This window comes from Sedimentitalea todarodis, from assembly GCF_032595355.1.
Lineage (GTDB): Bacteria > Pseudomonadota > Alphaproteobacteria > Rhodobacterales > Rhodobacteraceae > Sedimentitalea > Sedimentitalea todarodis.
On sequence record NZ_JASMWN010000021.1, the window covers coordinates 78,567 to 90,964 of the forward strand.

At 60.3% G+C, this 12,398-nt stretch carries 10 protein-coding genes and 1 pseudogene; 8 read left to right on the top strand and 3 right to left on the bottom strand.

Going from position 1 to position 12,398, the window contains the following annotated elements:
- Positions 1-131 precede the first annotated feature (131 nt).
- Positions 132-1,118 carry a hypothetical protein gene (locus tag QO231_RS20750; RefSeq protein WP_316781051.1) on the bottom strand — a complete coding sequence of 329 codons (987 nt, stop codon included), beginning with the start codon at positions 1,116-1,118 and terminating at the stop codon, positions 132-134.
- A 160-nt stretch (positions 1,119-1,278) separates the two neighbouring features.
- Between QO231_RS20750 and QO231_RS20755 the strand changes: the two genes are divergently transcribed.
- The 3 genes from QO231_RS20755 (at position 1,279) to QO231_RS26190 (ending at position 4,803) form a co-directional block, all read left to right on the top strand.
- Positions 1,279-2,913: a Mu transposase C-terminal domain-containing protein gene (locus QO231_RS20755; RefSeq protein WP_316781053.1), complete on the top strand. Its 1,635-nt coding sequence runs from the start codon at positions 1,279-1,281 to the stop codon at positions 2,911-2,913.
- A 16-nt stretch (positions 2,914-2,929) separates the two neighbouring features.
- Positions 2,930-3,796, top strand: coding sequence for a TniB family NTP-binding protein (locus QO231_RS20760; protein WP_036562620.1), 867 nt, complete (start codon positions 2,930-2,932; stop codon positions 3,794-3,796).
- An 80-nt stretch (positions 3,797-3,876) separates the two neighbouring features.
- Positions 3,877-4,803: a TniQ family protein gene (locus tag QO231_RS26190; RefSeq protein WP_394356659.1), complete on the top strand. Its 927-nt coding sequence runs from the start codon at positions 3,877-3,879 to the stop codon at positions 4,801-4,803.
- Between the two features lie 16 nt (positions 4,804-4,819).
- On the opposite strand, the gene scpB is transcribed toward QO231_RS26190, so the two are convergent.
- Positions 4,820-5,416: an SMC-Scp complex subunit ScpB gene (gene scpB, locus QO231_RS20765; protein ID WP_316781067.1), complete on the bottom strand. Its 597-nt coding sequence runs from the start codon at positions 5,414-5,416 to the stop codon at positions 4,820-4,822.
- 2 nt (positions 5,417-5,418) lie between these two features.
- Positions 5,419-6,303: a DUF1403 family protein gene (locus QO231_RS20770; RefSeq protein ID WP_316781069.1), complete on the bottom strand. Its 885-nt coding sequence runs from the start codon at positions 6,301-6,303 to the stop codon at positions 5,419-5,421.
- A 126-nt stretch (positions 6,304-6,429) separates the two neighbouring features.
- Between QO231_RS20770 and QO231_RS20775 the strand changes: the two genes are divergently transcribed.
- The 5 genes and pseudogenes from QO231_RS20775 to QO231_RS20795 form a co-directional block, all read left to right on the top strand.
- Complete coding sequence (locus QO231_RS20775; protein WP_045685084.1) at positions 6,430-7,569, top strand: tyrosine-type recombinase/integrase; 1,140 nt, start codon at positions 6,430-6,432, stop codon at positions 7,567-7,569.
- Between the two features lie 420 nt (positions 7,570-7,989).
- Positions 7,990-8,873: pseudogene (locus QO231_RS20780) on the top strand (recombinase family protein).
- 293 nt (positions 8,874-9,166) lie between these two features.
- On the top strand, positions 9,167-10,312 hold the full coding sequence (gene repA, locus QO231_RS20785) for a plasmid partitioning protein RepA (RefSeq protein ID WP_161489483.1): 1,146 nt from the start codon (positions 9,167-9,169) through the stop codon (positions 10,310-10,312).
- Positions 10,302-11,225 (top strand): ParB/RepB/Spo0J family partition protein, encoded by a 924-nt coding sequence (locus QO231_RS20790; protein WP_316781080.1) that lies wholly within the window; start codon positions 10,302-10,304, stop codon positions 11,223-11,225. Before repA ends, QO231_RS20790 begins: the two co-directional genes overlap by 11 nt.
- 131 nt (positions 11,226-11,356) lie before the next feature.
- Positions 11,357-12,398 (top strand): helix-turn-helix domain-containing protein (locus QO231_RS20795; RefSeq protein WP_316781083.1); only part of this gene is annotated, 1,042 nt, incomplete at its 3' end.

The window sequence follows — 12,398 nt, forward strand, 5'->3', positions numbered from 1 at the left end:
TGGTCGCACTGATGCGAACCGGGCGCAGTGTTGAAAGCCTGGCGCGGGAGTATGAGCCCTGCGCTTGACGATCCCGCCAATAGAGTGCAGCTTGCCCGCAAGGCCGTGTTGGCGCAGGATTTGTCAAGCAACTAGATGTCGATCCGCCACATCCTAAAGCGCCCCTGCCCTGTCATCTCACGAATCAAGCCCCAATCTTCCAGCCTGACCAGATTGCGTTGCACAGCAGCCCGGCTCGCACCCGTCAAGGCCTCGGCCATAGGAGCCGAGATCAAAGGCCATTCCGTGAGGACTTTGCGCAATGCTACAGGTGTACGACCCGATAGTTGCGCCATCGCACTCTTCGCGCGAACGTCCCATACTTCAATATCATCCAGATAACGCATCGCAGTCAAAATGGCGCTGTCCATACCATCCAGCCAGCGGACCAACCGCTCTAACGGCAAGCCGGAGGCACGCAGCCCCCCTGCCCCACCCATGGCCAGCGGTGCAAAGATGGCACCGCTTCCGTTGCTGGCCGCGATCCTGGCAGCTGTGACGGCCGCTTCGATCTGGTCTCCGTGTTGCCCGAGACCCGCTAGGCTCCAGAGATGAAAGCCCATGCAAGACTGCGTGATTGGGTGGAGATCGGCTGCGGCTGCCATTACGTCCAGCCATCCGCCCGCACGATCTTTGAGGCGCTCAGCGCTGTCTTCAATATTCTCGGGATCGCGGCGGTCAAGAAACGCTGCAAGATCGACCTTCGGGCCGGGACCACCTGTCAGGCGACGAACAGCCCATCCAACTCTTGCCAACGCATTTGGGTCATCCTGTGCGCCCGATAGCCGCATCGATACCCAGAGCGCCAGACGATCAGAACTCACCCGATCACCTGCGAACCAGCTGAGGTCTGCAGCCTCGATCAGAGCCAGTCTATGCCGCCAGCCTTCTGGGCCGCGCAACAACCGGTCATCCAGCGCACCCAAGCGTCCAGCTACCCTTGCGAGGCGTGCAGCGTGAGCCCCTTCCGCCTTTGCCCAGTCGTCGATGACCGAGGTGTCCGGTGGTTCCGCCCGCGGCCCGGGAGGCAGATAATCTGGTTCTGCTTCCATCGGGCCCGGCAGGAACCAGTGTCGCATTTTCTTCACCATTTCAGCACATGATTATTACGTGATTTCTGGAAGATACCGCGATATTGCACATCATTTTTCAGCTTAAGGTTTCAATTTTGGTTCCGTATTTCAGCAAGTGGCCGCCCTGTTGGCGCACTGCCCAGCCGGTTTCGAAAGTTTCATATCGATGACGTCCGGCGGAGCGCATGCCTCGGATGAAGCTTGGGCCAAGGCGACGCGGATCGCGCGCGAGTTGGACCGGATTCTTGACGGGGCGGCGCCCGTGCGTGAGGCCGTGATGCGCGCGGCATCCGAGCTGCGGCTTTCGACACGCCAAGTCTACAACTATCTGGCGCGGTATCGGGAAGAGCGCAGGGTATCGTCCCTGCTGCCGCGAACGAGTGGGACAAGGAAACCACGGGTCAGCCCCGCTGTCGAGAGCATCATCGCGATGACCCTGCGGGAGATGTGGCTTTGCCCTGAGCAGCCAGACCTTGCACCGATCGTTGAAGAGATCCGCGCCCGCTGCGCAGAGGAAGGGCACACTCCACCCGCCTATGTCACTGTCGCCCGGCGGATCCCCATTCTGTTCGCACCGGAAGAAATTGCCCGCCGCCGCCTGTCAGATAGTAAACACCTGAACCGGCTGAAGCCGCGACCCGGCTACATCCGGGCTAACCACGCGCTCGACGTTGTCCAGATCGATCACACGCCGGCAGACATCCAGTTTGTCGAGGTGATTGATGACCACGGCGTCTTCGTTGGTCGCCCCTATCTGACCATCGCTGCAGATGTGGCCACGAGCGCGATCATCGGCTTCTGCCTGACCCTCGAGCGGCCGTCACGACTGTCTGTCGCGCTTTGTCTGGCGCACGCGATGTGCTGCAAGACTGCCTGGCTGGCAGAACGCGGCATCGATCATGCCTGGCCAATGCATGGTCGCCCGAAGCAGATCGTCGTCGATTCCGCCAAGGAGTTCCAAAGCAGCACCTTCAGCAGAGGATGCGCGGACTATGGCATCGCCATACGCATGCGGAACAAGGGCACCGTGCATCGGGGCGGAGTCGTCGAACGCCTGCTGGGGAAAGTGAACACGGCGCTGCGGGCTTTGCCGGGCAAGACGGGGCGTTCCATCGCGGATCGGGGCGACTATGCCTCGGAAGCGCGGGCACGGCTCAGCTTCGCGGATCTTGAACGCTGCATCGCGCTCGCGATCATCGACCACAACCTGAGTCAGAATGCGCGCAAGCTGACCGTTCCGGCGAAAGAGTGGGAAGATCGGTTCCAGCCGAAAGACCAGCCGATCGATGCACCTGTCGATGTGCTGCTGAATTTCCTGCCGCGCAAGACGCGGAAGATTTCACCTCAGGGCATCAGTCTCTTCGCCATCGACTATTTCGAGCCCTGGCTGGGCCGGCTGGTCGCGCGTCGTGACCGGCTGAACCCGCTCGATCTGTGCTATGATCCTCGCGACATCAGCCATGTCTACGTCAAGGATCCGGATACCCAGGCTTGGCGGCCGGTCAGGCGACGGGACGGACTGGCCGAGCCGATCACGCTCTGGCAGCACCAGGCGGATCGACAGCGGCGGCGCGAAATCCAGCGGCGCCCTGTGCAGGAGGCATCAGCCATCCGACGCGAAATCGCCGCAACTGTTGCCGCCGCCAAAACCCCCAAAAGCCGGTTGAAGGAGATGACCCGCGCCCGGCATGCCACCGAGGCAAAGAAGCCTTATGCCGACTTCGCTGCGCCTTCCGCCTCGGCCCAGGCAAAGCTCGACCCGGATCGTCCGCGGCGGGTCTTCCCTGTCGAGGATTGGTAAGGTGCCGGACCACCTCATGCCCGCCATAGTGCCACTCTTGCAGGCCGATGACGCAGTGCGGATCGCCCATGTGCGCGCGCCGCGCTGGATCAGCCATCCGGCGGCCGGCGCGGCGCATGACGCAATGCGACTGCTGCTTGAGCGACCGCCATCGCTGCGCCCACGCGGTTTGCTGCTTGCCGGTCCCTACCATAACGGCAAGACCATGATCGCCGAACGCTTCGCCGTCGAACATCTGCGTGCCGCCGACCAGCAAAAGGTGTGGGTGATCCAGACCCGGGAAGGTGCGGGCCTGTCGCATTTCTACGCCAGCATCCTGTCCGGATTGCGCGCGCCACAAGCCGCGGGCTGGCGCAGCCTGTCCCGCGCCGGCGATCAGGTCGATCATCTTCTGGAGCGCCTGAAGCCGCGCCTTTTGATCTTCGACGAGTTCCACAGCGCGTTGCGTGGGCGGCGCCAGGATGTGAAGGCCATCTTTTCGTTCTTGCGGCGGATCGCACGGGTGCATGACATCTCACCCGTCCTTGTCGGCGAGATCGCGATCTACGATGCGGTGCATGACACCGACGAAATGGGCTCACGTTTCGATACGATCCCCATTCCACGATGGGCGTATGACGAGGAGTTCGCGACGCTTCTCGACAGCCTGGAAGCCAGTCTGCCGCTCGCCGACACCTCCGATCTGTCGCGCGAACCCTTGGCGAAGATCATCCACGATCTGTCAGAGGGGCTGATCGGCGAGGTTGTCGAGATCGTCACCCGGGCCGCAGTTGCGGCCATCTCGCGCGGTGAGGACCGGATCACGGGCGCAACCCTGTCGGACCTTGGCTATGTGCCTCTCTCGCGGCGCCGCAATTCGGCTTTGCGTCACGAGATGACATGAGGTTTGGGCCGACCGGGATCTCCGTCACACCTGCAGAGCGGTATGAAAGTGCGGCGGGAAACCGTTGGCCCATGAGCATTATGCCCGCACCAGGTGAACTTCTGTCGAGTTGGCTGCACCGCCTCGCTTACGCAAACGGCATACCTCCGCACTATTTTGGTGCGCTTCTCGAAGCGCCGGGTGAGAACTGGTCGGCGCGGCTTGATCGGGCATTGCCCGGTCGCATCCTGCAGCTTTTGGAAGAGCATACCCACATACCTCTGGAAGACATAACGGCTCTGACTAATGCTCCCGACCCTTTGGCCGTGCTGCGTTTGCCCCTGCGGGCATCGCCTCAGCAGAGTTGCGCACCAAAGACGCAGGCGACCTGGCTGCAATTCTGCCCGGCCTGTCTGGCGGAAGACGAAACGCCCTATTTTCGCCGAGACTGGCGCCTCGCGACACGCGTTTCTTGCTTTCGCCACGGCTGCCGACTTCGGGACAGGTGCCCATCCTGCGGACAAGGATTGGCTCCGTTCAGCCAGAAGCGTCTTGTGCCGCATCAGATCTGCGCCTGGTGCGGCGCGGCCCTCTGCAAACGCATCCGTCCTGCCACCAATGGGGTTCGGCGTCTTGAGCGTCTGATCGACGATCTGCTTCGTCTGCAGGCATCAGGGCATCGAATGGCAGAGGGGCGATCACTCCCGGACCTTCTTGGATCAGCCTGCTTTCAATTTAGTCGACGGCCAATGTCCATCGCGCGCCTCTCTCATCGGGATCGCTATCAGCTGTTTTGGCAATTGACGGACGGGCAATCGACGCCGTTCGGAACGCGAAGAAGTTCCGCGATCATTTATTGGAAACGCGTCGCTCAGGTTGCGCCAGCTTGGGGCGGACTGGTCACATCTTTCAGCGATGCCGTCCTGCCTCGGCCCAAAGCTGGGCCTTGCCCCACCACCGCTGGCCCGAATTTGGCGGATCTCGTTCAGGCGGCCGCGCGGCTCGATCAGCAGCGGCAAGCGCTGTAAAAATTCCCGGTGAGTTTCAGGCGCTCGCGGCCAGCCCGGCATCATTCAGCTGTTCAGGATCCGGCAGGTCCCGCAAGCTCTCCAACCCGAAGGCCGCGAGGAACGCGTCTGTGGTCACAAAGGTATAGGGGGCACCACGACGCGGCGCGCGCGGCCCAGTTCCAATCAGACCGTGTGCATGGAGCCGCCCGATCAGGTCCCGACCGATCTCCTTGCCGAAGATGTCCTTCAGCCCATCGCGCGTGATTGGCTGATGGTAGGCGATGGCCGCCAAAATCGCGACGTCGAACTCGTTCAGGTCCAGCAACTGGTCCCCGACATCCGCTGCGGAGCGGATCGCAGGCGCGTAAACAGACCGCGTCCGGAACATCCACCCCCCTGCGACCATGGCAATCTCGAACGCCCGCCCTTCCAGATCGGCGGCAAGATCCTCGATCAGCAGATCAACCGAGGTCGCCTGCCCCACTATGCGCACCAGATCCTCGCGCGGTACAGGCGAGGCAGAGGCAAACAGTACCGCCTCGATCCGCCGCATCCATTCGCGCCAGCGCAGCTCCTGCGGCAGGTCGGACAACTCGCGGTCAAATTCAGGCTCGGAGCGATCCTTGGCCATCGTTACACCCCATAGAGCCGGAAGGTGTCGCGGCCAGTCAGTTCGCGCACCGCGCCGAGATCGACCAGCCGGTCGCAGAGCCGCCGCGCCGCGCGGTCCGGCAAAGGCAAGACTGAGGGAGCGACCGCGTCCTGTTTCAGGAATATCTCGACGGCGTCGGCCGCCCCCTTGGCCCGAAGCTTTGGTGCGACCGCCTTCAGATGCGCCGCCCGGCGCGCGAGGTTGGTGGAGAGACGCACGGCCTCGGCCGCCGATGACACGAGCGCCCGATGACAGGCGAGCTTCAATTCGTCGCCTTGCTTGCGCAGGCCGGCACGTTTCAGGCCAGCCGCCAGCAGCGGCACGACATGATCCCAACCAAGCGCCTGGGCGAGTGCAGCATCCGCGAGGATCAGCGCAGCTTCGTCAGCACGTGGCGCCTCGCGCAGAACAGCTTCCAGCACCAGTGCTGCTCGTTTGACCGGCGCCCCCACCCCCGCATCGAGCCACGTCGCGATCTGGCCCGGCTCGAAGGTCGGTAAAGCTCGGCCCAGAGCCTTGACCGCCACCGGCCGCTCCACCGCGCGCCGCCAGATCAGATAGGTTTCACCTGCCGGTCCGGGTAGATCGCCGGGACGCAGAAGATGAATCTCGTCGCGCAGCTCTGGGGCTCTTTCCGGACGACCAGAAAACCCGACACATGCCTCGGCCGCTGGCAGCGCCAGCCGCTCCCCCAACAAGGCTTTGGGGACCTCTTCGCGGCCCAACACAAGATGCAGGTGGTTCAGCGCCGCTCCCGACAAAAACGCCACATCTTCAAGGGTTTCAACCCGTGCCGAGGTGACCCAGGCGGGCATCCGGGGTAGAGTGTCTGTGTCGATGGAGTGTTCCGGTCGGGCAAATGTCATGACTGAAGCCTAAACCATCGCGGCGCTTTTCTCCAGAAAATAGCACAGAAAACGCCTCACTCTATCTTTTGCCATAATGTCCGATAACCTTGTGTTATCGGACGTAAAAATGATATGCTCAAAAACATGAGCAGTATTACGAATAACGGCACCAAAATCGAGGATTCCGACGCGTCTGACGCAGAGATTTCGAGCTCAGCGTCCTATGACTCGCTGGACAGTGACGAACACGACGAGAGAACCTCTCGGGACCGAGCCTCAATCGCTCTGCCCGCCCATGTGGCCGGCTCCGGCGCGCTCGACCGGCTGATCGACACCGCGCGCGATTACGCCGAGGCCTCTACAGCTGAGAACACCAACAAGGCCTACTCGGCCGACTGGAAAAACTTCACCCGCTGGTGCCGGCTGAAAGGGACGGATCCCCTGCCCCCCTCGCCCGAGATGGTCGGGCTCTATGTGGCGGACCTGGCCGCCGCGACCGGGAAGGCCCCTGCTCTCTCGGTCTCCACCATTGAGCGGCGCCTCTCCGGCCTCGCTTGGAACTACAGGCAGCGCGGGTTCACTCTTGATCGCAAGGACCGCCACATCGCCACTGTTCTGGCTGGGATCAAACGCAAGCATGCGCGCCCGCCGGTTCAGAAGGAAGCTATCCTGCCTGACGATATCCAGGCCATGGTGGCCACCCTGCCCTACGATCTCCGCGGGCTCCGAGACCGGGCGATCTTGCTTTTGGGTTATGCTGGAGGTCTCCGTCGCTCCGAGATCGTCAGCCTCGATGTACACAAGGATGATACACCGGACTCCGGCGGCTGGATGGAGATCTTCGAAGGAGGTGTTCTGTTGACGCTAAACGCCAAGACCGGGTGGCGCGAGGTCGAGGTCGGGCGTGGCTCAAGCGACCAGACCTGCCCCGTCCATGCGCTGGAGCAATGGCTACACTTCGCGAAGATCGACTTTGGGCCGGTTTTCGTGCGCACCTCGCGGGACGGCAAACATGCCCTCGAGACCCGCCTTTCCGACAAGCACGTCGCACGACTGATCAAGGCAACCGTTCTGAAGAGCGACGTCAGATCCGATCTGCCGGAAGCCAAACGACTGGCAATGTTCTCCGGGCATTCCTTACGCGCCGGACTCGCCTCGTCGGCAGAGGTTGATGAGCGCTATGTTCAAAAGCAACTTGGACATGCCTCCGCCGAGATGACCCGGCGCTACCAGCGCAGGCGCGACAGGTTCCGGGTGAACCTGACCAAAGCCGCAGGGCTGTGAAGCTCAGGAACCTTGACGTGTTGGTGAAGCGCTAAGGTGAAATTCCAGCGCTTCAGTTTCAGCTTACTGCTTCAATTGAAATCGGGAACTAAACGCGACAACCAGAGGTCGTCCTCGTGAGCCCCCACATCCCCCTCGGTGGTGATGAGGGGGTCGTCAAAATCATCAGGAAAAGTAGATGCTTGCGGCTTCATATGTGCAAAATATCTATATTATGCACATTACCCAAGCGATTTTGTGGCAGTTGCCCGCGCTCTTTATATAGTACGGACGCGCGACTGTCGGCGGAACCTCTCAGATCGCGCTCAGTGCAAGAAAACCAAGGGATTGTGCACCAGCACGACAAGAGATCACTTGCTTGCATTCGTTTTCAAACGGTCGTTTAGTGGTGGCACCTAAAATTGCAAACGGCCCGTTCTCATGCCCCTGATAGGCTACGCCCGCGTTTCCACAGACGATCAGTCCCCCTGCCCCAGTCTGAGGCCCTGCAAACTGCGGGATGTGTCGAAATCCTTGAAGAGCACGCCTCAGGCGGCAATCGCGCGCGGCCGGTGCTTGCTCGAGTATTGGATCGCATCAGCAAGAGCGACACGCTGGTTGTCGTGCGTATTGACCGTCTTGCCCGCTCATTATCGCATCTGCTGGAGGTGATCGAGCGACTGGAGGCCAAGGGGGCGTTCTTTCGCTCGATCCAGGACCCCATCGACACCGGATCCCCGCAAGGCAAGTTCACGCTGCAGGTCCTGGGCGCTGCGGCCGAGTTCGAGCGCGCCCTGATCCGGGAACGCACCAAGGCCGGCCTCGCCAGCGCGCGCACAAAGGGCCGCGTGGGCGGGAACCCTGGGCTGCGTGCCAAAGACCCAGCTGCTCTTCGCAAAGTGCGGCTGGCGCGACAGGACGGCTACATGGAGCGTTTGAACGAGACGGCACAAGATTGGGTGCCCCATGTGCGCCGGTTGCGACCCGACTTGGCTTGGGAGGACGTGCTGCGCATCATCAACGGCCCCTTGCCCGAGGCGCGTCGCTGGACCCAAAGCCGCCTGCTGCGCGCCGTGAAGGCCTATGTCCGCGACGGCTTCCTGCCTACCGAGGTGCTGGCCCGCGCCGGGCGCCGCGAAACGGACGATCGCCTGCCCGCCATCGTCGCCGGAATCAAGGGCGCGGACCCCGACATCACGCTTCAGGCGATCTGCACCCGGCTTCAGGCGATGCGCGAACGCACGCCGCGCGGGCGGACAAGCTGGCAGCCTTCGTCGGTGAAGATGCTGCTGGAGCGGGCCGAGAGGCTGGGGTTGCTCGACTGAGATCCCGGAGAATCGTCCATCCGATTCTGCCGACTGATTTCTGTACGCACTCACAATACATCTTGTGGTCACTTCGCAGCTGGCAACGAGGTGTTGAAGTAGAGTGAGAGCGCAGTCGCCCAAGACGCTGATTTTTAACAGTTTACCGTCGACAGAAATGGGTGCCTTCAACGCCCCCAGGCCGCTCAACGGTTTGGTCTGGATTTATCCACAATATCTGTTAAGCTTTGCAAAACAATAAAGACTTGAGGGCAGTGATGAACGGGATACGGGCCTCCCAGAGATTTGAAGTCATGTCCAAGCGGCTTGGTAGTCGGTTGCGTGAACATGCGCAGGAAACCTTCCCACCGGACGCTCAGAAGGGTCTCCGCCGCTTCGCCATGCGGGAAGCGGCTGAACTTCTTCGCATTAATCAGAATACCTTCCGCCATCATGTGTCAAACCTCGAAGGCTTCCCCGAAGGTGTTCTGGAGGGCGGCAACCGCCGTAGCTTCTCTGCAGAGGAGATGGTCGAGGCACAACGCGTACTTCTCGAGACTGGAAGGATCAAGCCAGAAGAACACCCGCACAGAAGACCGGGAGAGGCTTGTCAGGTCTTGACGATTTTCAACCTGAAAGGCGGTTCGGCAAAGACGTCATCTGTTGCCCATGTAGGACAACTACTGGGTCTCCGCGGATACCGGGTCTTGCTGATCGACCTCGACAGCCAGGCAAGTCTGACGAACCTGTTCGGGGTAACTCCCGAGCTTGATCCGGATATGCCAACTTCATACGATCTTATCCGATCCGACGATCCATTGCCCGCAGCAGAGATCATTCGCAAAACGAACTTCCCGACCGTGGATCTGATCCCGGCATCCATGGACATCATGGAATACGAGTTTGAGGTCGCCTTGAGCTTCAGACACGGCGCCACCACGTTCCATAGCCGCATCCGGGAAGCACTTGAGCCCGTCCTCAACCGATATGATGTGGTGATATTTGACACCCCACCGCAGCTGAACTTCTCTGTGATCTCTGCCCTCTTTGCATCGACCGGGGTCCTGATCCCGCTCAACGCGTCGATGCTCGATGTCATGTCGCTGGCGAGCTTTCTGGGCATGGCTAGCAACCTGATGGGCGTCGTAGAGGCACACGCCCCGGAACATGGACTGAACTTCGTGCGAGTTCTGATCACCCGTTACGAAAATACGGATGGTCCGCAGGTGCAGATTTCATCTCTGCTTCGGACAGTCCTCGGGGATGCCGTATTGTCTGCCGAGTTTCTGAAATCAACAGCGGTGGGTGATGCTGCGAACACCCAGCAGAGCATCTTTGAGGTCGAACCTCGCGATGTGAACCGCAGAACTTACGAGCGCGCGATCGAGTCCGTCTCGCGCGTGACCGACGAAGTCGAACGCGAAATCCTGAAAGCATGGGGGCGTAGCCATGGCGCGTAAGGTCTTCGGGGACTCACTCAAGAACGCGATGGGCAAAACGCCGCCTTCGGACGAGGATCTGGATGTGAAGCGAACGAGCCCGACAGTAGCTCGCGCACAAGCATCTGTGCTCGAAGAGGATAAACACGCCACGCGGCTGATCGACCCGACCGCCATACGGATGTCCGCGGTCATGGACCGCATCGATCCAAGCGATGGTCTGGATGAGCTTGTCTCGTCGATCCGCGAGCACGGTCAAAAGGTTCCAGTGCTGGTTCGCCGAACCGAGGACGGTGCGCTTGAGATCGTCTATGGACGCCGTCGGCTTCTCGCTTGTCGCCAACTTGGTCAAAAAGTGCGCGCTACGGTCATGGAGATGACCGACGAGGAAGCTCTCATTGCCCAAGGGGTAGAGAATAATGCGCGCCAAGATCCATCGTTCATCGAAAGGGCTCTGTTTGTCGCCGGGATCATTCGAGAACTTGGGAAAACCGACGAAACGCGCAAGAACGCTCAAACGATCGCGTATCGGGCACTTCAGATCGATGAATCGCTCGTCTCGCGGATGAACCGTATCGCTACGGGCATCCCGATGGAACTAATCCAGGCTATCGGACCTGCACACGGCGTTGGTCGACGGGTTTGGGAAAAGCTTTTCAGGCTGTGCGAGAAAGACGTCGCGAGAGCCCGAGAAGTTGCCGGCGAAATCCCTCGCAACGTACCGGGCCCCGACCGTCTCGAAGCGGCGGTTACCTTGCTGACAGCGACCAAATCGTCGACGCAGACGACACGTCCCAGTGAGCGCGTGAAGATCGGCCGAAAAGGCAACCGCATCACCATCGATGTGGACGCGGATCTTGTCCCTCGTGTTGAGGAGGCAGTCCGGAAGCTGGTCACAGAGCTTCTTGACCGCGGTCAAGACAGGCCAGAGTGACGACCCCGTGTCTTGACCGCGGTCAAGACATCAAAAGAAACGAGCAGAGAACGAAAGGAGGACCGGCTAGAAAAAGAAAGACCCCCCGAAAGCGATGCTTCCGAAGGGCCTCAATCAGTCTCGACACCTGATTGATACCCCCAAAACGAATCGATTTCAACACCGCTCGCGGTGAACGGGGAAGCTTTTTCTTCCGAAACACCATGAGACATGCAACTGAAACAACAACCGCCCTGGCGGAACGGACATCTTTGCCCTGCCCTAACCCCTACGAGCTTCTGGGCCCGGTTCGCGTACTGAGGAAGGAGCTCGGTCTCACAACCAATGACCTCGCTGTTCTGACCGCGCTCATTAGCTTCCTACCCCGCAACGAACGTGAGATTCAGGACAGCCAGCGACTTACGCTCACTGTCGTGTTCCCATCGAACGCTTCTCTCTCAGAGCGCGCCAATGGACTCGATGAGAGAACACTTCGACGCAGCCTGGGACGCCTCTCAGCTGCTGAACTGATCGAACGCAAGAACTCAGCAAATGGCAAACGCTTTCCGCTGAGGTATGGAGGCGTTATCAGAGATGCCTTCGGTATCGACCTGAAACCCTTGATACAGAGGTACGGCTCGCTCGCGACACAAGCCTTGCAACTCACCGAAGAACGCGAGCGCTTGCGCTCACTGAAGGCTGAGGCGTTGGCCCTACGTGCTTCGCTACTCCAACAGACACGCTTCGATGAAGCAAAGCTCTCTACCCTCAACATGATCAGAAATGTCCTGCGTCGAGCAACACTAACCGTTGATGCAGTCCTGAGCGTTATCTCGGAACTTAGAGCCCTCGGAGCCGATACCGACGCAAGCTACGGTGAACACCATGCCGCAGCAAAAGCTAGTTCCGAAGATAATTTACAAGCTATCGAACACCAACCTTATGCACCAGAATCCAACGATCTGCCCGCCACAAACGGACAAAATGTCCGGCACATAGAGTCTTTAAAAAAAGATATTAAAAAGATTGCTCCCTCTACGGTCAATCGCGGTGAACAAACCGCAAAAACCAAACCGACGATGAACCGAGACCCAGCACGCATGGCATGGGAAGATTTCACCCATGTTGCGGGATTTTTCCCAGAACCGCCGCGTACAGGAGAAGCCCTCACCCGCATTCTATACGACCTCGGTC